This window comes from Mesorhizobium argentiipisi (SeqCode) (genome assembly GCF_037179585.1).
Lineage (GTDB): Bacteria > Pseudomonadota > Alphaproteobacteria > Rhizobiales > Rhizobiaceae > Mesorhizobium > Mesorhizobium argentiipisi.
The window spans coordinates 91,413-112,803 of record NZ_JAPYKO010000003.1 but is presented as its reverse complement, the minus strand read 5'-3'; the positions used below and the strand labels follow the sequence as shown (position 1 = coordinate 112,803).

18 protein-coding genes and 3 pseudogenes are annotated in these 21,391 nt (G+C 59.9%); 8 read left to right on the top strand and 13 right to left on the bottom strand.

All coding sequences use genetic code 11. The annotated features are described in order from the left end of the window. Positions 1-19: 19 nt before the first annotated feature. Positions 20-292 (bottom strand): annotated as a pseudogene (locus O7A05_RS06065) (transposase); the annotation flags it as partial. Beyond that, a complete protein-coding gene (locus O7A05_RS06060; protein ID WP_337092078.1) occupies positions 293-463 on the bottom strand; it encodes a hypothetical protein in 171 nt (56 codons plus the stop codon). 223 nt (positions 464-686) lie between these two features. Here O7A05_RS06060 and O7A05_RS06055 point away from each other — a divergent pair, with 223 nt between their 5' ends. Further along, entirely contained in the window at positions 687-1,388 is a 702-nt protein-coding gene (locus tag O7A05_RS06055) for a Crp/Fnr family transcriptional regulator (protein WP_337092077.1), read from the top strand. A gap of 83 nt (positions 1,389-1,471) precedes the next feature. Beyond that, positions 1,472-1,717 carry a hypothetical protein gene (locus O7A05_RS06050; RefSeq protein ID WP_337092076.1) on the top strand — a complete coding sequence of 82 codons (246 nt, stop codon included), beginning with the start codon at positions 1,472-1,474 and terminating at the stop codon, positions 1,715-1,717. A gap of 715 nt (positions 1,718-2,432) precedes the next feature. On the opposite strand, the gene O7A05_RS34345 is transcribed toward O7A05_RS06050, so the two are convergent. The 8 genes from O7A05_RS34345 to O7A05_RS06015 form a co-directional block, all read right to left on the bottom strand. Further along, a complete protein-coding gene (locus O7A05_RS34345; RefSeq protein ID WP_415926975.1) occupies positions 2,433-2,753 on the bottom strand; it encodes a DUF6538 domain-containing protein in 321 nt (106 codons plus the stop codon). Positions 2,754-2,776: 23 nt separating this feature from the next. Continuing rightward, complete coding sequence (locus tag O7A05_RS06045; protein ID WP_337092075.1) at positions 2,777-4,024, bottom strand: alkaline phosphatase family protein; 1,248 nt, start codon at positions 4,022-4,024, stop codon at positions 2,777-2,779. Between the two features lie 9 nt (positions 4,025-4,033). Beyond that, a complete protein-coding gene (locus O7A05_RS06040) occupies positions 4,034-4,888 on the bottom strand; it encodes an ABC transporter permease (protein ID WP_337092427.1) in 855 nt (284 codons plus the stop codon). Position 4,889: 1 nt separating this feature from the next. Then, positions 4,890-5,834, bottom strand: a complete 945-nt coding sequence (locus O7A05_RS06035; protein ID WP_337092426.1) for an ABC transporter permease — start codon at positions 5,832-5,834, stop codon at positions 4,890-4,892. Continuing rightward, on the bottom strand, positions 5,831-6,793 hold the full coding sequence (locus O7A05_RS06030) for an ABC transporter ATP-binding protein (protein ID WP_337092074.1): 963 nt from the start codon (positions 6,791-6,793) through the stop codon (positions 5,831-5,833). The genes O7A05_RS06035 and O7A05_RS06030 overlap by 4 nt, the downstream gene beginning before the upstream one ends. Further along, the gene (locus O7A05_RS06025; protein WP_337092073.1) at positions 6,790-7,815 is read right to left on the bottom strand and encodes an ABC transporter ATP-binding protein; all 1,026 of its coding nucleotides are present in this window, start codon (positions 7,813-7,815) and stop codon (positions 6,790-6,792) included. Before O7A05_RS06025 ends, O7A05_RS06030 begins: the two co-directional genes overlap by 4 nt. A 5-nt stretch (positions 7,816-7,820) precedes the next feature. Next, the gene (locus O7A05_RS06020) at positions 7,821-9,347 is read right to left on the bottom strand and encodes an ABC transporter substrate-binding protein (protein ID WP_337092072.1); all 1,527 of its coding nucleotides are present in this window, start codon (positions 9,345-9,347) and stop codon (positions 7,821-7,823) included. A 251-nt stretch (positions 9,348-9,598) separates the two neighbouring features. Further along, positions 9,599-10,375 (bottom strand): DeoR/GlpR family DNA-binding transcription regulator, encoded by a 777-nt coding sequence (locus O7A05_RS06015; protein WP_337092071.1) that lies wholly within the window; start codon positions 10,373-10,375, stop codon positions 9,599-9,601. Between the two features lie 326 nt (positions 10,376-10,701). On the opposite strand from O7A05_RS06015, the pseudogene O7A05_RS06010 reads away from it, so the two are divergent. After that, positions 10,702-11,117, top strand: a pseudogene (locus O7A05_RS06010) (IS110 family transposase); the annotation flags it as partial. A gap of 673 nt (positions 11,118-11,790) precedes the next feature. Continuing rightward, positions 11,791-12,103, top strand: a pseudogene (locus O7A05_RS06005) (glycine zipper 2TM domain-containing protein). A gap of 415 nt (positions 12,104-12,518) precedes the next feature. Here O7A05_RS06005 and O7A05_RS06000 read toward each other — a convergent pair. From O7A05_RS06000 to O7A05_RS05990, 3 genes are all read right to left on the bottom strand, one after another. Continuing rightward, positions 12,519-15,209: a hypothetical protein gene (locus tag O7A05_RS06000; RefSeq protein WP_337092070.1), complete on the bottom strand. Its 2,691-nt coding sequence runs from the start codon at positions 15,207-15,209 to the stop codon at positions 12,519-12,521. 20 nt (positions 15,210-15,229) lie between these two features. After that, positions 15,230-16,462 carry a hypothetical protein gene (locus tag O7A05_RS05995; RefSeq protein WP_337092069.1) on the bottom strand — a complete coding sequence of 411 codons (1,233 nt, stop codon included), beginning with the start codon at positions 16,460-16,462 and terminating at the stop codon, positions 15,230-15,232. 790 nt (positions 16,463-17,252) lie between these two features. Continuing rightward, entirely contained in the window at positions 17,253-17,471 is a 219-nt protein-coding gene (locus tag O7A05_RS05990) for a hypothetical protein (RefSeq protein WP_337092068.1), read from the bottom strand. Between the two features lie 463 nt (positions 17,472-17,934). Between O7A05_RS05990 and O7A05_RS05985 the strand changes: the two genes are divergently transcribed. The 4 genes from O7A05_RS05985 to O7A05_RS05970 are packed head-to-tail and all read left to right on the top strand — an operon-like array spanning position 17,935 to position 21,390. Next, the gene (locus tag O7A05_RS05985) at positions 17,935-18,171 is read left to right on the top strand and encodes a multiubiquitin domain-containing protein (RefSeq protein WP_337092067.1); all 237 of its coding nucleotides are present in this window, start codon (positions 17,935-17,937) and stop codon (positions 18,169-18,171) included. Continuing rightward, the gene (locus tag O7A05_RS05980) at positions 18,171-18,548 is read left to right on the top strand and encodes an E2/UBC family protein (RefSeq protein ID WP_337092066.1); all 378 of its coding nucleotides are present in this window, start codon (positions 18,171-18,173) and stop codon (positions 18,546-18,548) included. The genes O7A05_RS05985 and O7A05_RS05980 overlap by 1 nt, the downstream gene beginning before the upstream one ends. Next, positions 18,545-19,885 carry a ThiF family adenylyltransferase gene (locus O7A05_RS05975; protein WP_337092065.1) on the top strand — a complete coding sequence of 447 codons (1,341 nt, stop codon included), beginning with the start codon at positions 18,545-18,547 and terminating at the stop codon, positions 19,883-19,885. Before O7A05_RS05980 ends, O7A05_RS05975 begins: the two co-directional genes overlap by 4 nt. After that, positions 19,858-21,390 carry a phosphotransferase gene (locus O7A05_RS05970; protein WP_337092064.1) on the top strand — a complete coding sequence of 511 codons (1,533 nt, stop codon included), beginning with the start codon at positions 19,858-19,860 and terminating at the stop codon, positions 21,388-21,390. The genes O7A05_RS05975 and O7A05_RS05970 overlap by 28 nt, the downstream gene beginning before the upstream one ends. Position 21,391: the final 1 nt, after the last annotated feature.

The following is a 21,391-nucleotide window of genomic DNA, read 5'->3' as shown; positions in this document are numbered from 1 at the left end:
AAGACCAGCATGTGAGCTATTGCTTCTTGGAGAAGACTGAGTGATCCCAGGCCGCGTCGTCAACGCCGATGCCGACGAACCAGCGGAACAGAAGATTGTATCCAGCCGCTCCATCAGGAGCCGTTCCGAGCGGATCGAATAGAACGCCTGTAGCAGCATAGCCCTGAGCAATTTCTCCGGCGGAATCGACGGCCGCCCGATCGGCGAATACAACCGCGAAGTCCCGCTACAACGCCGAAAGTGCCTCGGTCACAATCGCTCGGATCGTCCGAAGCGGATGAGCGCGAGGCAATCATCTGTCGCGTTGCGGGAGCGCGTCGGATTTTGTTTGACGCAATTCCCATCCGTCGATGGACTTCTGCAAGTCGGTGGATATGGCTTGCGCGGTGTTCGGCGCGGCCCATGAAATGAGGGCAACGCTGACCGAGAATGAGATCAGCAAAGCAAAGGCGGTCGCGAACAAAACGTGGTCCCTCTTTGGAAAGCACGAGCTTAACCGCCGCCAATCCGGTTCGTTCATTCACGATCCGTTAGCCTGTGTGTCGTGGTTAATCCATGCTTAACCGGCCGTGCGCGGCCATTTGCTAAACCCGCATAGGGGGCGTAGGCTCAGACATCGGCCGCCGATTATCCGGATGCTGCCGACAGTGAGAGATACGTGCTCTTGCCCGATAGGGAGAGGAGCCATGCCTCAATCCACCTTTCGCAACCATGTTTTGAAAACCCTCACGCCTGAGGATTTCGCGCTTTTACGCCCATCGATGAATCGCGTCGAACTGGCCGTAAAAGTCCGGCTCGAGATCGCACATCAGCCAATCGAGCTGGTATATTTTCCCGAGACGGGAATCGCGTCCGTGGTCGCAGCAATGACCGCAGGGCGGCACAGCGAAGTCGGCATCATCGGCCACCAAGGCATGACGGGTGTTGCGGTCGTTCTCGGCCAAGACATGTCTCCCAATGAAACCTATATCCAACTCGCCAGCAACGGCTGGTCCCTGCCCGTTGAACCTCTTCGCATTGCGATTGGCGAAAGCCAGACCCTTCACGCCTCACTGCTTCGCTTCGCCCACGCGTTCCTGATCCAGTCATCCCGCACGGCGCTGGTCAACAGCCAATCGAAAATCGAGGAACGGCTGGCCCGCTGGTTGCTGATGGTCAACGACCTCATCGAAGGGGACAAGATTTCCCTGACGCATGAATTTCTGGCGACCATGCTTGGCTCCCGGCGGCCGGGCGTCACGACCGCCCTTCAAATGCTCGAATATCGGGGGCTGGTTCATGCCAAGCGCGGCGAGATCACGATTGTTGACCGCCCCGGAATGATCGAACTCTCGCACGGCGCATACGGGAAGGAGGAGCAACGTCACTTCGACATCACCACCGGCTGATTGTTCGAAATCGGACATGCCCTTGAAGGCTGTCAGATGTTGGCGGTAAATCATCTTGGTCAGGGTTCAGGGAGGAATTCTCGATGACCAACGCTTTTCATTCCATTACGGTTGAAAGAGCTACCGAGGCCTATGTCCTGTCCAGAGGCAAAGCTCGCTTCCTCTCCATTGCAAAGGCAATCCGCGCCATCCGAACACTCATGCCGACCTGTAAGGCCTCTGACCGCCAGTTAGAGGAGATGTTAGCGGCGGCATCCATCGTTCACGGCGTGGCTGTGGCTTTCGACAAAACGACGTCCGACAGCGTAGCACCCCAGCTCCATTCCTAGGTGGCCGTATGCTTGCGTTCGCCCAGAAGGCTGCTTCTGCGGACGTTCGCCAAGCGATCATCCGCCAGCGATCGAGGACATCGGCAGGCCGTGCATGTCGATAGCAGAGGTGATTCAGGCAACCAGACGAGCTTTTCCACTTTGCGAACTGACGGATTGGGAGCTCGGCAACTTCGCTGCGCGAAGCGCGATTGATGCCGGACTTGCGATTGAATTCGACGCAGCTGTACCTTGATCGCAAGCTCGGCTGCGCGTTCCTTCGAGCGATCATGGGGCGATCATCAGGCACCCGTGCGAACAGTTGGGTTTAGAACTTCTCCGCACAGTCCATGCTTGCCGTCGCGAGCGCGGCGTAAATTCCTTGGATTTCCATTACATACCTCCTTTCCAAGTGCCAGCATCTGCAATGAGGAGGCTGTTTTGGTTCCGAAATCGCTTTTGGGCGGCATCGGCAACTTCCGCTGGGCGGCTGCTGTCAAGCGTCTCCTACGCCATCAGTCAGGGGTGTAGGGCACCGATCCGTTTTTGCTTCGCGTCGAATCTCAAAGTCAGACTAGATTTGAGGGCACATGCCAATTTATCAAAGAGCCAAAGAAGCTAGCGTCTTCGATTCCTCCGACGTCGCTCTGCTAGGTCGCGTGTTCGAGAAGTTGAAAGCTGAGGGCCAATCGCCAGAGGGACGTGAAGCGCTCGCCTCCCGCGTAATCGCAAACTATCAGGCCGGAATCAGAGACGAGGAAGAACTGGCGGCGGTTTCCAAACTACCTCTGGGGCGGTGAAGTGCATCTTGTGCCGTAGCGCATCTGCCTTGTCGAAACAGAGCAAAAAGCCCGTCAGCTGTTGACGGGCTTCTTACTTGCGGGTGGGAGTGTACCCAACCGCTATGAGCGGCACCAAGCCGAATGCCGGAGCAATCAGCTTCGAATTCCTCGAGCACCTCTGCATATTTGCGCTTAGCCTCTTCCGGGTCTTTCGTGCCAAGGGTTCTGTTGACTTCCTTGCGGCCGAAAGAGAAGGAAGCGATAGGGCTGACCATAGTTTCTGAAATCATAGACAGCTCTAATCCTCTATCAGCGAGCGCCCGGCATACGGCGCCTGGGGCAAGCCGAGAACACGCGCAAGCGTCGGCGCAAACTGGTCCGCATTTGCCTCGTCGACGGTCCGCTGGGCAACGCCGATGCCGGACAGGATGAACATTCGGTCGTCCTCACGGCTGCCCGGCCGAAAACCGTGAGTTGAGATGGCGCGCGGCCTGCCCGTCGCAGCGAGCGGCGCGGCCGCATGCGTCGCTCGCTCCTCGAAGGAATGCCGAGGCGGCGCGACGAACATCGCCACAGCCCCGCGGAGTGGCTCCGGCAGATGCAGATCGTTCCAGAGCTCGACGCCGTAGGGCGACAGTCGCTCGGTGGCCCTGTCAATATCGCCGGGCGTTTTAAGGGAGACGTAGAGACTGGCGCCCTCGGTCATCCAGTGCATGTCAGGGATAATGGCCTCTGGAAAAATCGCCGTATCAACCGGACCGTGACCGTGGTCGCTGGCGATCGCGATCACATAGTCGCCGAGCCGTCCGTTCCGCTCGAGAACTGCCAAGACGTTACCCAGCAGCATATCGGCGAACTGCATCGACCAGATCGCAGTAGGGCTGTCGTAGCCGAGAGAATGCTGGAATGCATCCGGCATCTCGATCTCCGTCAGCAGGAGATCCGGCGGCCGGTCGGAGCCGAGCAGAGCCACGACGGCGCGATTGAGAAACTGATCGAGTGCGAGGCCGGCCAGCAGGTGCGGCGCGCCGTCATCAACTGACTCTCGGAACCAATCCATTTCGGTCAGGCCGGCGCGCGCGAGCCGATCTTCGGGATCGTGGATTGCGCGCGAGGCCGCCAATGCTTCGGGAGTGGTCATCTTTCCGAAGCGATGACCGGTCACGAAACTACGCAGCCACCAGGGCGGGACATAGATGGAAGTATCGTCCAAAGCGATCAACGCATGGCCGATCGCCGCGACATCCAGGCCGGCGGCCTTGGCATGGGTGGCAAGAGTCGGTGCCCGCAAATCCTCAGCTAGCGGCGCCATGAAGATGTCACCGCGGAAAATATGATTGCCATAGACGCCGTGCACTTCGGGTCCAACGCCTGTCAACATGGTTGCGCGGCCGGGGACAGAGGTGGCCGGCACCGCCGATTTAAGCCGGCGAACGCGCAGGCCAGAAGCCGCGAGACGGCTCATGTTCGGCAGGCGGTGCGCATGGGCTTCGAAAGTGTCGGCGCTGACGCCGTCGACGAGTATGGAGATCAGCTTTCTTTGCATGAAGGTCCGTCATTTTAGGGTCGGGTCGAGTTGATCGCGCAACCAGTCGCCGAGGACGCTTACTGCCACGGCGGTCAACACGATGACGAGACTAGGAGCGAGCAGCATCCAGGGGGCGCGGGTGATATACTCGCGGCCGGCGGCGACCATGACGCCCAGGCTGCTCATGGGCGGCTGGACGCCAAGGCCGAGAAAGGACAACCCGCTTTCGACTAGAATGATTTCGGGAAATGTCACTGTTGCCGCGACCAGAAGCGTTGCCGCACTGTTGGGCAGGATGTGCCGAACATAGACGCGCAATGGGTGGGCGCCGAGCTGGCGGGTTGCACTCGCATAGCCCTGCGCACCGGCTGCCATCGCCAGTCCCCGGGCAAGCCGCGCATTCCGCTCCCAGCCGTACAGCCCCATCAGCGCGACAAACAGCGTCAGCGAATTGCCCAAAAAGGCGAGCATCGCCAGCGCCACGATGAGAAATGGTAACGAAGCCTGGACGTCTATCATCAGGAGCAGAACGTGCTCGACCAGCCGGCCGAAATAAGCGGCGGTGAAGCCGATCGCCGTGCCGACGAACACGCTGATCGCGGTCGCGCCGAAGGCGACCAGCAAGCTGGTGCGGATCGAGTAGATAAGACGCGAGCCAACGTCACGGCCGAGATCGTCAGTTCCAAGGATATGCAGCATCGTCCCGCCGAACCCCACAGGCGGCGCCAGACGATGGCGCAGGTCGATCGCAGTAATGTCGTAGGGGGCAATGTGCGCTGCTACGAGTGCGACCACGACCATGAGCAGAACCCAGCCCACTGCGAGGCGTGTCGGCAAGTCCATCCAGGATGTCGTCTGAAGCCTAGGCATCATGACCGGCATCTCAATGCGATCCAGCGGACGATGCCCGCAAGCGCGGATCGAAAACGCCATAAAGCAGGTCCATCAGGAGGTTGGCCGATGTCATGGTTAGTGTCACAAGCAGAAGGATGACCTGAACCACGGCGAGGTCGCGGTTGGCGACCGAGACCACCAGCAACTGGCCGATGCCGGGCCAGCCGAATACATTCTCCACCAGGACCGCGCCTGCAACTTGTCCGCCTAGCATCAGGCCGAACAGCGTCAGCACAGGAATGATCGCGTTCGGGAGAGCATGATGGCGAACCACCTGCCGCCAGGTCACGCCCTTGGCGCTGGCCGCGACGACGTATAGCTGTGACAGAACCTCGATCATGGCACTGCGCGTGAAACGCGCGATGATGGCCGCCCCGCCAATACCGAGCGTCAGAACCGGCAATACGAAGCCGGCAGCCCGATCTGCGCCGCCTGACGGGAACAAGCCGAGTGTGACCGAAAAGATCAGGATCAGGAGCAGCCCAAGCACGAAGCTCGGTACAGTGAAGCCGAGAACGGTCAGCATCATAACCGATCGATCGACCCAGCTGTCGCGATGCATGGCGGCATAGGCGCCGACGGGAATCCCGATCAGCATTGTGAGTATCAGCGAGGGGATCATCAACGCCAAAGTCAACGGCACGCGCTCGAGCACAGCGTCCAGGGCCGGCTTTCCGCCCAGCATGGAATTGCCGAAATCGCCGTGAAAGGCCGCCTGGATGTAGCGCAGATATTGTAAAGAAAGCGGCTGGTCGAGACCCCAATGCCGGCGAAAGGCTTCGAGGTCGGCGGCACGAGCGCTGGGACCGAGAATTTGCAAGGCTGGATCTCCAGACGCGCGTAACACCACGAAGGTAAGGGTCACCACAACAAGGATCGAAAGTGCGGCACGCAAGACTTTCGGGCCAACAAAACGAATGATTGTTGCCGTCATCGATCCCTCACACGATGGCAGGCGACCTCCCGTTTTGAATCCAGTGGCAGGAGTTCGGGCAGGCTTTGTCGGCATATGTCCTGCGCTAGTGGGCAGCGTGAATTGAACGGACACCCGGAAGGCCGATCGGTGGCGTTCGGCGGCTCGCCCGAGAGCGGCACATAGTGGTCGAAGCCGCCCGGCAGCCTCGGCATGGCCGACACGAGCGCCTGCGTATAGGGATGTGCGGGATGGTCGATGATGACGTCGGCGCGCCCCTGCTCGACGACGCGGCCCAGATACATAACGACAATGCGATCGCTCACATAACGCACGATCCGCAAGTCATGGCTGATGAACAATATGCCGAGCCCAAGCTCCCGCTGAAGATCCACCAGCAGGTTGACGATTTGTGCTTGTACAGAGACGTCGAGCGCTGAGACCGGTTCGTCACAAACCAAAAGCGACGGTTTTGGTGCTAGGGCACGCGCCAGCACGACGCGCTGGCGCTGGCCGCCGGAAAGCTGATGCGGGTATAGCATGTGGTGGTCTTCGCCAAGTCCCACGGCTTGGAGCAGCTCCCATACCCGCTGCCGCCGGCTCGCGGCATCGCCAACGCCGTGAATCTCCAGTGGCTCGGCTATGAGGGCGTTAACCGTCATGCGGCGGTCGAGCGCCCCTAGCGTGTCCTGAAAGACCAGTTGCATCTGCCGCCGCTGTGACCGCCACTCCTTGCTGCCTATCCGCGGCAGCAAGGAGCCTTGAAACAGCACCCGGCCGCTGTCCGGTGAATCCAAGCCGAGCGCGATCCGGCCGGTGGTGGATTTGCCGCAACCGGATTCGCCAACAATGCCGGTCGTTTGCCCCGCCTCGACGTTCAGCGACACGCCATCGACGGCAGTGAGATATTTCCGCGATCCGAGAATCGAGGAGCCGACCGGGAAGCGGCGGGAAACGCTTTCGAGACGCAGCAAGGTCATCGCTCGGCTGCAGCCTTCAGGCAATGCACGGAATGCCCGGCAGAAACCTGCCGCACTTGCGGTTGGACCATGCGGCATGCGGCGAGGGCGTCCCGGCAGCGCGGTACGTAGGCGCATCCAGGCGGCAGGTTTCGCTGCGGTGGCGCGCCCGCTATGGCGGTCAACCGTATGCGCGGTCCACACGATGGCGGAATGGCTCCGATCAGGTCGCGCGTGTAGGGGTGCTCCGGCGCTGTCAAAAGCGTGTGTGTCGATCCGGCCTCGACGATCCGTCCCGCATACATGACGCAAAGCCGATCACAGATCGCCGCTACTGCCGCTAGATCGTGGCTTATCATCACCAAGGCCATGCCGGTGTCTTGCTGGATCTTCTTGAGCAGCAACAGGATCTGCGCCTGCACAGTGGCATCGAGCGCAGTCGTCGGCTCGTCGGCAACCAGCAGTTCGGGCCGGCCGGCAAGCGCAATGGCGATCATTACGCGTTGGTTCTGGCCGCCCGACAACTCGTGCGGATAGGCATTGACCCTATTTGCAGCATCCGCGATGCCTACTTGTTCGAGCAGTCGACGGGTCTCAGCCCGAGCGGCGGGACCGGTCAAGCCGCGATGCAGGCGAAGTGCTTCAGCAATTTGCGCGCCTATGCGATGCACCGGATTCAGGGCGCCGGCCGGATCCTGGAAGATCATGGCAATACGCCCGCCACGCACGCGATCCAAAACTAATGGCCGGGCGCCGACCAAATCGAGATCACCGAGCCAGGCTTCGCCCGAAACCTCCGCGGATCGTGGCAATAGATCCAGCACCGCCCGCCAGGTCACGGACTTGCCGCAGCCGGATTCGCCGACGATACCAACCGCCTCGCCTTTGCCTACAATGAGATCGACACCGTGTAGTACAGGCACACCCCCGAAAGCGACCGTCAGGTCAGCAATCTTGATTGCAGGGTTGGTACCGGATGGCGGAACGCCATGAGCCGGCAACAGCGCGAGACTCGCGCTGTTCTGGTAAGACTTGTTCAGCATGGAGCTCAGGCCACCGGCTCAGGCGATATCTTCGGACCAAGATACATTTGCGGCAAGGGGCTGGGCTGCCAGCTGACATCCGCCTTCTGCCCATAGATAAAAGGCATGGAGTGCAGTGGTGTGATACAGGGGTCCTCAATCTCGACAATGTCCTGCATCCGTTTGAAGGCTGCCTTGCGCTTGGTGAGATCGGTCGTCGTTTCAAGCTCATGGCCGAGCGTGTTGAATTCGGCATTGGTCCAGCCGCCGCCCGCCTGCAGGTCGTTGGTCGGGCCGATAATCTGCCAAAGCATGGAGACCGGATCGGCGTAGAAGGCACCGCCGGACGTATCCGCGATGCCGCCGAGATTGTCGACCTGCGTCCAGTTCTCGCACATGATCAGCTTGACGTTGAGGCCAGCGGCTTTCCACATTTCGACCAGTGCTTGGTTATCGGCAAGCTGCATCGGATAGTAGGTGCCGACGGAAGGGTAGGGGATTTCCTCGCCTTTGTACGACGACTTAGCGAGGAGTTCCTTCACCAGCGCCGGATCGTAAGACACGCCCTTGCGCCCGGGATCGTTGATGGCGCCGAAAATCGGCAACTGCCAGCCATTGAGCGCCTTCGCCCGGCCATTCCACAGGCCGTCGGCCAGTGCATCTCGATCAATCGCGCAGGCAAGCGCGCGACGCAGGTTGACGTCCTTCAAAACGGGCGTCTTGAGCGGCGAGAATGTCAGGAAGCGGAACCACATGGTTTCGACGCCGGTGACCGAAAGGCCCTTGACGCCTTCGATCTCCGCAATGTGATCCGGGGTGATGTCGGTGATGATATCGTAATCGCCCGCCTGCAGCCCAGCGATGCGCGCGGCGATCTCCGGCACCCGCTTGAAACGGATCGACGCAAACGGCGGTTGGCCGCCCCAATACTCATCATGCGCGACCAGCGTGATCTCGTCGCCGCTACGCACGTCGCCAATCTTGTAGGGACCAGTGCCGATCGGCTTTGCAGCCCATGCATCGTAATTCTTTGCAGCATGCCAGGCCTTGGCACTGATAATTTGAGTGCCCCATGCTCCAAGGCGGTTGGTGAAAACCGGGTCCTCTGTCGTGGTAAGCAGACGGACAGTGCGGTCATCGACCTTCTGCACGTCGGCAAGTGAGGAAAGAAAATTGGCAAGCACGGCTGCACCAGGTGCCTTTTCGCCGCGCAGCCGATCCGGCCCGAGCGACAAGACAACATCATCGGCGCTCATTGTGGAGCCGTCATGAAACTTCACATTGTCGCGCAAACCGATCTCATACGTTTTCATGTCGATCTGCTTCAAGGATTTTGCGAGTGCGAAATTGAGACGGAAGTTGTCGTTGTAATCTGTCCGTAGAAGCTGGTCGAAAATGCTGTACTGCACCCGCCAGGAAACGTTGGCGATGGAAGCGCTATCCACCGGTTCCAGAATGGTGCGCAGATCCTGGACCGCGACCTTGAGGCTCGGCCGCTGGCCGCCCGCGGCCATGCGCGGCAACGCCATCGCGCCAGCCGCAAGGGCCATCATGCCTAGAAATGTGCGACGTGTCGTTTGCATATCAAAACCCTCTCTTTTGTCGGGACGGCAACCCGGCCGAACTCCGCTTCTTCCCGAGACGGGCAGAGACATAGCGCAGTTATATGAAGGTTTTGTGTGGCTTTAAGACGGATTGTGGCGGGTTTGTAATGGAGGCGCAAAGGCATTTCACAAACTGTCGTGAAACGATCGCATTCCTGCGGGGCCCATGCCGCAGCAGGGTCAGGGTCATTTATGCCGGGTTACGACGGCTTTTGCTGCGGATATAGGATTTGTGCACCAGCGGCTTCGATCTGCTTCAGCACGTCCGGTGCCGGCTTCCGGTCGGTGATGATCGAGGAAATCGCTGAATGGGGGAGGATTCGGTAACGCAGCGACAAGCCAAATTTGGTGTGATCGGCGAGAACGACGATTTTCCGCGTCTGCTCGGAAAGTGTCGCGGCGAGGTCCTGCCCGACCTGTTCATGGTCGAAGACGCCTAGCGTGGGATGCACGGCGTTGACCCCGATGAAAGCAACATCGATCTGCTGTTCGCGAAGCGTGCGCAGGCCAAGGAATCCTGTCACGGTCCGGAAGTCGGGATTGAATTCGCCGCCCAGCATGACGACGCGATGCCGACGGCCGTCGGCAGCTGCGATCGCTATATCGACCATGTTGGTGACGATGCGCATCTCCGGCAAAGCGGAAATGCGACGAGCCAATGAAAGCACCGTACTGCCGCCCCCCAAGAAGAGGTTCTGCCCGGGCTTGAGAAGACCGAGCGCTATCTCGGCAATAGCGTTCTTTTCCGCACGCTGAGAAATCGCGCGCGACGAGACGGCCAACAGCTTAGGCTGCTGCGTGGCGACGGCCCCACCATGGACGCGCACGACTAAGCCGTCCTGCTCGAGCTGTTTGATATCCCGCCGCGCGGTCTCCTCGGAAATGTTGAAGTGCACTATCACATCTCGGATACGGACTTCGCCATCCGTCTGGATCATTTCGATGAGCTTCTTCTGGCGATTGTGGCTGAGTGACATACTTCCCTCACGGTATTTGCGCGAAACTAGCGAGCTCGAAGCGCAAACGCCATCGTGGAGAGCAGGCTGGCCTGCATGGAGGTAGCGTCATTAGCAAAGCATGCCGCCCGGGCTGCGGACTAAATTGACCGCGCCGGTCAGCATGCCAACCGGGAGAGCGCTTCGTGGGGCGCTCGTCGTCACGTCCACAGCTTTGACGAAGACCTCGCACTTCGTGGGGTAGGCTGTGGCTCGCAAGCTCTGACCTGATGTGGTGGACGGCCTCCGCTCTCGGCATCGAGGTGCCATAGTGTGGCTGTCGAAAGTCACATGAGGGAGAGCCGTCCATGGAGAAGATTACCACAATTGGTCTGGATATCGCCAAGCAGGTATTTCAGGTTCACGGGGTCAATCGTGCTGGCGCGATCGTGAGCCGCCGCAAGCTGCGTCGCGATGATGTCGTTTGTTTCTTCAAGGAATTGCCCCGTTGCCTGATCGGCATCGAGGCTTGCGCGACGGGACACCACTGGGCTCGGGTTCTTATAGCGCTGGGTCACGACGTTCGGCTGATGCCGGCGTCTTACGTCAAGCCAAACGTGAATCGGCAGAAGAATGATGCGACGGATGCCGAGGTTTGCGAAGCGGTGGCGCTGCCCACGATGCGCTCGTTCCGGTGAAGAGCCGGGAGCAACAGAGTGTGTTGATGCTGCATAGGGTCCGCGAGCTTTTGATCCGGCAGCGGACAATGCTGGTGAACGCCTTGCATCCCGCCGCTTGCGCGGTCCGCGCTTCTTCCGCTGATCTTGCAGTTGCGAGAGGTGCACGGGAAGATCGCGAACAAAGGCCTAGCGGATCTACGAGGCTGAATTTAGGACCTTGGCGAGGTTCTAAGGGGGAAAAGAATCTGTCATCCGGCAGAGACAGCAGGTCAGACAATCGTCCAGATCTTGGACAAAGTGAGCATGCAGCACAAACATTGGCGGGCGGCTTTGCCTTCAGGCAGCGCGTTGCCATCATCCTGACGGCTCTATCGAAGACGGCTTCAGGTTCTGCTGGCGAGAGGCCACAGGCAACCTCAAGGTTCTGCGCGGGCAAACTCGTCAGACTTGCGCGCGCCCTACCTCCTGGCCGCGATGGCAGCAGGGCGCCCGGCATTTCTTAGCCACCCCGGCGCCGATGCCGGCGATCTGCCCACCTCGGTGGAACGCTCGGTTCTTTACCCATAGCTTCTCGTGCCCCAGCGATGTCAGTCTGCAATATATCGCCAGCTTCTGCCTGCCGTCAGGTTACCGAAATTCCGACAGTCTGTATCGGATGGATTGTTCCAACGACGATAAGCGGCTCGGGACGCAACGTTCAACCAACCTGCCGCCGTTCCGCCACAATGCCACAGCGCTTGGCGGGTCGGCCCGCGCGGCTTCAAGGAGGTTGCTCAGATGATACTCAAGAAAGCGGCTTTGGCCGTCCTGATGACGGCAGCCCTGGCAGGCTGCGAAACGCAGACGGAAGGCCAGCAGCGGGCAACCACGGGCGCTCTGCTCGGTGGTGCCGGTGGCGCGCTGGTCGGCCAGGCCATTGGCGGCAACACGAAGAGCACCGTGATCGGCGCGGCCGGCAGCGCGCTGCTCGGAGCAGTCGTCGGCTCCGCCACCACTCCGCAGCGTCGCGAGGATCAACTCTGCCGCTACCGATCGCTACGGCCGAATTGACACCGCACCTTGCGATGACCGTCACTATAACGGCAATTGATAAGGGCGCTCGATCGGATAGTAATCCGCCACGCACCTGTGGCGGATCAACAGCACATTTGAGAACAGTTGAGTATCCGGCCAGGTTTGCTTAGCGGCAATTCTGGCCCAACCATGTCCTGCTTCCAACACGACGTGCAGCGGTCGCAAAGGCGGCATTTCACGCTGCCAAGACAGCACATCATCTGCAACGATGATTCGGTACGCGCCAGCAAGAAAGCTTGTTCGGCACAATATGGCGAAGCTGGCCCAGCTGTGGGTTGGTTGGGCTCGGCGTTCGCGAATTGGCTGAAGCCGCGATGGGTGGACGCCCTTCAGAATCGCAGCTTTGCGCCTAACCTATGGTCGTTCGTTGTCTGCGTCGCCGATCCCGTGGTTGTCCGCCGGCAGCTTCTACGCTGCCACGAAGACGATTATTACACACTTTGCTTCGTCAGCGATCGAAACAGCGGGAACAAGCCCTGCATCAATGCGCGATTGCGTTCGAGACGTTGTTGGTAACTTTTGAAGGCGGCAGTCGGAAGTTCGATCGCCTCTTGGCGTAACGCGATGACAAACACGCCCGCATCAAGGCCGTTGGGGCCAAGGGCCAGACACCGCTCGACAAGAGCCGAGACCGCCCTTGTCGTATGCTCACTCGTCGGTATCGCCGCGATGTAGGTCAGGCGCTCGCCCAAGGCTGCGTAGAAGGGCTCGCGACGCTCCAAACAGATGGCATCCGGATCGAGCGAAATCGGATCGCCCGCCGTCATGCGGACAGCCTGTGCCAGCGCGATCGGCCTGGCGAGTTGATCATTGTCCGCAGCCTCTTCGACGACCTTTCTGAGACGGTCGAACACGCCTGCCCGCCGCGCGAAGCCGAGGGTCACAAAAGCCCAATTCTGTACGGTGATGAGGTTCGGCGCCGTGGGCAATGGGATTGCGAAGGGTGCAAAGAGCAACGAATTGTGCCGAGCCGCTCGCCAGAACTGTTCAAGCGCGCTCACGATCGGATCAAGCAGCGCATCCAAGTCGCTTGGCGAGAGGGACAGGGCCTCGGCGATCACGTCCAGTCGGTAGGTCAGGGTGTTGAGAGGCTGGTAGGCAGACGCGATGGCAATGTTGTGCCGCTGCGTCGTTGCCGTGCCCAGCAGGGCAATCAGGCCGCGCACGGCATCGTCGATACCGTCACGGCCGGCCAGCGCAGGCGTGGCGAACAGCACCGAGATATTTCCCGTGACGCCCGAGTGGTTCGACTTCAGGGCGCCGTCCCGCACCGTCCGAACGACCTCCTGAATGCGCTCGTCCTGCGCAACCGGAGCATCGAGATGAGGAAGAATCTCGTCGAGCAGGGCGAGGAGACGGGTGCCTTCCGTCGCGCCGCCGAGACCGTGTCGCAAGATCGTTTGTGCGCACCGGGATCCGAATTCTGAGTTTTCCGCCCAAAGCGCCTGCACCTCATCGCAGGCAATGAAGGTGATGGCGGGTGAGACGATCGGCCAGGCGCTCTCTGATGGCAGCCTATTCTCGAGAATGGTGAGAGTGGCATCTGCGAGACGGGCCAGATCATCGGGGGCAAATGCCACCGCACAGCCGACCGCCGCTTCCAGACCAGCTACAATCAGGTCAAATCTCTGGGCAGCAAAGCCGGCAAGGATCGCATCGGCAATGATCCGGGAAGCGGAATGCACAAATTCAGGGCGTTTTCGTGCAATTTCCTTGATTGCGACAAGGCTTGTCTTCGGCAGGCTATGCCCTTGGATCAATGAGTCTCCTGGTGATTCCTGAGCAAGTTTTGCGATGGCATCAATTAACAGACGCGCGAGCTGATCTTTTTCGGCGCTTAACGTGCCCAGCCAGGCGACGAAGAGCTTCACCAGCACATTCAGACGCTCGCGCCGGACGCCGCTATGCCTCTCGGCGACTTCCGTCGCCAAGCCGATCACCTCTTGTGTCACATAGGCATCGACAAGATCCTCGCGGCTGGCTTCGGGCCCCACGGCATCGTCGCGCCCGCTGCTGATCACCAGCCGCAGCGCAAGATCGAACCTGTCCTGCTGACGATGACGCCCGATCTGTTCGTATAGTTCGTCGAAAAGCGACCGCCCGTAGAGTCCCATTGCCTCGGTCGAAAGCGTGGCACCGCCCAGCGCGTTCAGACGGCGTAGCGCAGCCCAGAAGCATCGATGAGCGTCGGTGAACTTCTTCTTAGCCCAATGATCAAGGGGCGCGCCGAGATTGTGCGAGTATTGGAGCAGGGGGGTGTCGAGCACGCAGGCGCGCACATCCTGAAAAAACAGTCCATCTGCGCTTTGATAGCCGGCATGCATTGCCGCCAGCGCCGCATTCAGCGCGATCAAGGGCCTACTCACAAGGATTTCCGGTGCCTGAACCGCACCGAGCATGGCGTAGGTGGTTTTGAGCGACCCTGCCATGCCGGAGACGGTCGCAAGCGATTGGAGCGTCATGTCCGCAACGGGTTCGACGATCTCGGACCAAGTTCGATCAGAAAGACCTTCGCACAAGCGTTGCGTCGTCTCGTAAAGCGCGCCGGCGAGACTCGGGCGGTCCGCCTCCAGCGCGAGGTCGCCCAGATGCTTTGTGGCGACGATCCGCAATGGAGGGGCGAGCGAAGCAAGAGCTTCGTCGGCCATTCGAATGGTCGCCGGGTCCGCTCCGTCACCAATGGCGGCGACAACGCCGATTGATTTCCCGATCACGTTCAGGGAAGCGGATCCACCCTCGGTGCTGGCAAGCCAATAGCTGATGGAGGAGAAGTCCACGGTGGCCAGTTCTAAGGCAGATGCGATCGTCCGGCACCTTTCACGAAATGCTTCCGGAATGGGGTTATCATCATAGTGGAGGCGAGCATCGGATTGCCACGTCAAGACACGCAGCACATTCTGTAGGTAGGTCGCCAAGCCTTCCTGGCCGGTTTTGAGGCGGATCGTCCAGGTAGCTAGGTGCGGGGGGGCGACCGAGATCTGCTCGATACACAAGTCGCCGAGTTGGATCGTGCCGTCACTTGTTGCGTCGATGGTCGCGGCGCAGAGCTCGCGGACCAGACCGGCGGAGAGGAAATGGCTCAGCGCTACCCATGCCGGAGCGTCGTTACCGAAGCTGATCATTCGTACAGTGCCGGGTTCCATCATGGTTGGTCTGCCTTCCAGTCGGTGAATGCAAGGTGATTGGGCGACTGCCAGCGGCCAAGCAATATCTCACAGCTGTTTGGCGCGCTGATTGGCCGCCACATCGATGAATCGCGCAGCATGCTAGAAAGGTTGAACCCGAGAACGCGCACCGCCTCATCTTTGGAGGGCTGTGTCAGCGCGGCGATATAGCCACGCCATTGCCAGTCTCCCGGTTCGCCCGGTGCGGACTGATGCCAGGCATTGTTCCCACCATCATTCCTGCTGCGCCCGTAGCGATTCAAGCCGACCGCAGGGTGCAGTTGCTCCTCACGCGGATCAATCGGTTGGAAAATGCCGGACAGCCCTCCTTTCAATCCTTTGTTCAGCGTCTCGAAGTTCGAAAGGATGAAGGTCGCGAAGTGATGGCGTGGCAACTCGCCGCTTTGCGCCGCTCGGCAGAACGTGTCGCGAAATTCCAGGTGCCATTCCCGCGGGCGCGGCTGAGTCGCTTTCGGCCCGTATTCGATTTGGGGCGTGTGGGTCGGGACGGACACCACGTCGATATGATCAGGCGGGTTTTCGAACGGTGTCTCGGCGGTGTTCACCGCAGCGAGCGGACAGGGTATAGCGCGTTCAGTCGGGAGGTTGAGGACGTCCGAGCAGATCAATGGCTGGATCGTCACCGACAGGAAGCGCTTGTCGGCAGGCAACAGCGTCACTAGCGAAAACAGGTTCGCTTCCTCCATCGTCCTCTCCGGAAGAGGGCTGTACTCATACTGCGAACGCACCAGCTTGGGATGAATACAAACACGTGGGTGTGCGTCCACATCCAGCGTGAACAGGCAGCCCAGATTGAAATGGAGGTTTGCCGGCTGGTTCTCGAACCACGAACAAAAAGGCGCGAGATCCTGCGGCACGATATCCGGGAGAGCGAGCAAGGCATCAAGGAGTGACCAGATCTCGGAGTTCGAGAAGAGATGGCCTTTATCATCGCTGTCCGGACGAAGCCCGACATGAATACAGCCAAGCGTCTGAACTTGGCTGAGCGACCGCAACACCGACAGCAAGGCCTCTGTCGGCGCGAATGCTTCGGGGAAAGTGAGTAGGTCGAATGGCGCACCTGCTTGGAAGCTGGTCTTGGTATAGCCATCCATCGCACGCGGCGTCGGATTGATAAGTTCTATGATGACCTGCTCGAAGATGTCACTATGGGCGGCAGGTGCGTAGACGCTGGGCTCGACGACACGCACCACGAAATTCCGGCGATCACGCAACACCGTCCATACCAGGTGATTGCTCAGCAGCTTAGAGGGAGAGGCATTCGCGGTCAGAAATAGTCCTCAGTTGTCACGAGCGAGGTTTAAAGTGCCGTGCAATTATTTCCGAGCTAAGATGCCATCCTGCATACCGGCCGCGCAAGCCATCCGCAATTTTCAAGCGGGGAAAGTGGTACAAGCACCGATGTTTTGGCGTCTTTTCAGATGTATCCAACCGCGTTCGCCTCGGATAGGTGCCATTTTCAAGCCCCTTTCTTGCCCTGAGGGGGTGGTTGGCGCGTCAGCCCTATCGAACTCGGCTCGTTCGAATCGTGCGGTGCGGAAGTGAACCGATGCTCAACCGGAGCGTTGTTGCGTTCCGATCAATGATGAATGACCTCCCGAAGTCGGTCAGGGAGGGGCACCGCATAGCGAAAAGATCGATAGGGGCGTTTTACGGCCTCGGCGGCTTAACGCTGCCTATTTGCAGACGGCCCTCTGCGACTGACGTGGTCTTTATATCAATAGCTTACGAACCGGTTCGCGAAAGTCGACTCAAGAACCTGATCTCGCCCCCCGATCTCGGCGGACATGAGCTGTGGTCGACAAACTCCTGAACGACCGGCCTGCGGATTGCGAACCCTCATGCGGCGGCAGATAAGTGTGCAGGTCACACGTCCACAGCGGCAATGATTTTCTGGATTTGGACTCCCAAGATGCACAAACGGCAAACTAGCAACGCCCCTCGGTGGTAAGGTTCCTGGATGTCTAACAGCGCTGGCCACTACCGCCTCTTCGAACCGATCCGCCCATCTGACGACGCGTCACGAAGCGTGTGCCGCCCTCTATCTGCCGCGTTCAAAAAGCGGGTTAGGTCGTCCGCTTGCAAGAAGGGCATGCCGATCAGCACCAAACAACCGCGTTCGTAGGGCTCGCCGGTGAACACGTCGAACACGGTCCAGGAACCCTCTTCCTCCCAGCGGGCGTCATAGCGATCGGTCATCATCCAACGGAGGCTGGCGCATACGAGCATGAACGCAAGGGGTTACGCGATCGCGCCATTCCCACGGGAGCCGGCTCTGCTATCAGTCCGGCCGCGGCGGATCCGAGCGAACCGCCCGGCCGGCGCTCATTTAAACCACAAAGCCCCCGCCCAATGAGCGCCGGCCGATTCACCTTCGGAGCGATGCATTACCAAGTGCGCGCCGCCATCCATCTCGTTGGCGAATTGGCGGAAGCCGCGAGGGGTAGGCACTTCAGAATGGCAGCTTTGCGCCAAAAGCGGACATCCGTGACTGAGGCCCGCGGAGTTGTCAGCCCAAAAAGGGTTCGGAAATGCCCGGGCCGGCCGCACGGTACGCTTGTCAAGAAGAGGAGCGCCGCCGCCGATCTCTCGGAACGCGCCACTTCACGGTTAGACAAAATTCTGCTAGCGGACCAGAGCATGAACCGGACGGAGAGCTGAGATGGCCAAGGAAGATCACCCGCGTTTCTCGATCCACATTGATGGCCAGCACTTCGAGGTTGAGCAGACAACCATGACTGGCGCCCAGCTGAAAGAGCTCGCTCACAAGGACCAGCAGTACCAGCTCTTCCTAGAGGGGCATGGCAGCGATCCGGATGAAGTTGTCGGGGATACCTCTGCGGTATCCATCAAAAACGGGATGCACTTTTACACTGTCCCTCCGGCGACGTTTGGCTGATGTCGATTACCGAAGAACAATTCGTGGCGTTGAGGGCGCGTTTTCCGAATGCGACGATCGCGAAACAAGCTAATGGAACGCAGGTCGTCACTATTCCGGAGGTGCCCATGCCGGCCGGTTGGAATGTCGCCGAGGTCGACCTCTCCCTCGTAGTGCCCGCAGGCTATCCTCAGGCGGCGCCAGATTGCTTTTGGACATCTCCTGGCCTTCGTTTGGAGAACGGCACGCCCCCGCAAAACACCGGTATCCAGGACGTACCCGGTATCGCACCTGGGTCCGTCTGGTTTTCTTGGCATCCGGTCAGGTGGGATCCCAATAGCGACAATCTTGGAACATACGTGAACGTTGTCAGGCAGCGCCTCAGAGAGGTTCGATGACGTCCCTCGTTTTCGCCCCAGAACAGTGGAGCAATCTGCGCACCGCTCTGTTGACGGATGCGAATAGGGAGACGGCGGCGGCCCTCGTAGTCGTTGGCGGTAACTATGATGGAGGCGTCCGTGTGGTTGTGCGCGACATCGAGGTGGCGGAGGCTGACGACTACCTTGAGAGAAGTGGCAACATCGCATCGCTGAGTCCGAGCTTCGTAGCCCGGGCGTTAAAACGCGCGCGCCTGCTCGGAGGCGGTCTTGTTCTCGCGCACAGCCATCCATTCCAGCAGGACGTTCATTTTTCATCGGTGGATGACCTAGCGCAGAAGACGCTTGCCCCTTCGCTTTTCGCCCGCACACCGGGGCCCCACGGCTTTCTGGTCGTGGGTCCCGGCGGTTTTGAAGCCCGACTGTTCGATGAAGAGGGGAAGACCCTCTTCGAAGTCGACGCCGTCCAAGAAATCGGCCGCGTTGTGAACTACATCGACCGCCGCCTGCCTGACGCGGAACCACGGGAGCCGTTTTTCGACCGAAACGTTCGGGCATTCGGGCGTGACGGGCAGCTGCTGCTGTCGCAGCTGCGGATCGGTGTGGTCGGAGTCGGCGGGACCGGCTCCATCGTCGTTGAGGAATTGTCGCGCCTTGGGGTTGGACAAATACTCTTGATTGATCCGGAGATCGTTGAGGAGACCAACCTGAATCGCCTGATCGGTGCCACCGGGGAGGACGTCGGTCAGCCAAAGGTTACCGTCGCCGCCAGAGCTGCGTCGCGTGCGCGAAGCAGCATTGTGGCAAAGGGTGTTTGCGGGTCTATACTCGAAGAGGATGTTGGGCGCTCTCTTCTCGCTTGCGCCTTTGTGTTTTGCTGCACCGACTCCCACGGCAGCCGCGCGGTTCTCAATCAGCTCTCCTATCAATACCGCTTGCCCATGATTGACGTAGGGGTCCGGATCGACGCCAAGAGTGGCGTGGTGGCAGCGATGTCTACGCGGGTGCAGATGCTCGCGGAGGGCCTTGCGTGCCTCAATTGCTATCCACTGCTAGATCCGAATGCCGTTCGACGGGACCTGATGGTTGACCCATCGACCGATCCGTACATCGTTGGCACGTTCGAACCACAACCTGCTGTCATCTCGATCAATGCGGCCACATCGTCAATGGCCGTTTCCATGTTTCTCTCTGCCATGGTCGGCTTCCCAGGCGATGCCCGACACGTGGTAGGCAGGCCGATCGAGGGGATCGTGCGTCCGGTGAAGTCGAACCCTAATCCTTCATGCGTCGTGTGCGGAACGCTGTACGCGCTCGCAAAGGGTGACACATGGCCGATGATCTGGCGACAGTCATGACGGCGGGAGGTCGAACCAAGGTCTATGTGATTGGCGACCTTCCAGATGCAGCCGAGTTCGTCAACCGGCGCTTAGCGCTTGAACCTTACAAGACCGTAGACGAGCTGGCTGGCCCGGGTGCGCGGGCCTTGCTCATCCAGGCCGGTGACCTGAAGACACCACACGAGGAACAGAAACTCGCGAAGCGCCTCGCCCATAACCTGATCACGGCAGCGAAATCCGAGACCCTTGTCGTCGTACTATGCAATCCTGGCGAAGAGGCCCTCGTTCAACACACTCTGAGTTCAGTTGCGTCTTCGCTAGCGCAGTTCGCACGTCCAACGCGCGAAACGGAGCCTCCGTCATCCGTGATTACGCAAGTGGTCGTACGCACACGATTGGCCCTGCCCATGGTGGCAGAAGAGATAGCGCGACGCGACTGCGGCCCTGCTCATAACAGCGCCTTAGCGATCTCGATTCAGGGCGGCGGCGTTCCCGATCTGGATCCTGAGATCGAGTTGCTCTTTCGGCGCGCCTTCGCTGATTTCGCGAAGATTGAGATAAAGAGAGAAGACGGTGGCCGCTCCCGGATCGACGGTGTGTGGAGCGTGCTTCCCACCTTGTACGACGGAAGCATTCGGCGCCCGTTCGCCGTTAAGTGTGGGCCAGCAGCGGGCATCGGCATCGCAATTTACACCCACGCGGAGGTCGCCGACCACGTACCCTTTCGCGGATGCGCTCCACTATGCCCCGAGCGTTGCGTACGCGGCAGCACGCGCCGCTTCGCGGTCTTCCGTTTCATTGAAAGCGCAACACGTCTTGATACCGCCCTTCTTGGGCGAGATGCGACTGCCGCGGTCACCTCGATCTATACGGATCTGCTTGCGCACCTGCGGAGCCATGCCGAGCCCTCTTCGGGGAGTTTCGAGACCTTCCTGCCACAGGCCGGGTGGGAACCGCGTGACTTTGCAAAACAGCTGCCAATCACCTACGGGGCCGTTACTGCAGATGGTCATAGGGTCCGCCAGCCTGAGGAACTCAGAGCGAAGCTGTACGGGCTGCCGCCGCAATCTTGGCCCGTTGTTCGAGCTCATGGTGATCTCAATATCCGAAACGTGTTCGTGTATAATGGGACCTCAATGCCGGTGCTCATTGACTTCACATCCGACGTGCGCTTTCCACTTTCATACGACTGCGCGCGGCTCGACGTAGGGTTGGGATTCGATGAAACCTTTGCTGGCCCGAACTTTCTCCCCGCCGAACTCTTGCTGTCTTTGTATAGCGGAGACCTGTTTTCGATGAACTTAGGAAATCGGCTTGGGCTTTCCGAGAGCGCGCGGCATCGCGTGGCAGCGCTCGAAGCGGTGAGAATGCAGGCTCTCGCCTCAGCAAAGCTCCACAATGTCGACATTCGCGCGGAGTACAACCTCGCTGTGTGCGCCTCCATTCTCTTCTACGCAAGGATGCCCGACGATCTCGGCAAGTGTGCCTATCGTTGCGCCTCGGCGCTTGTTGAAGAAATGTAGC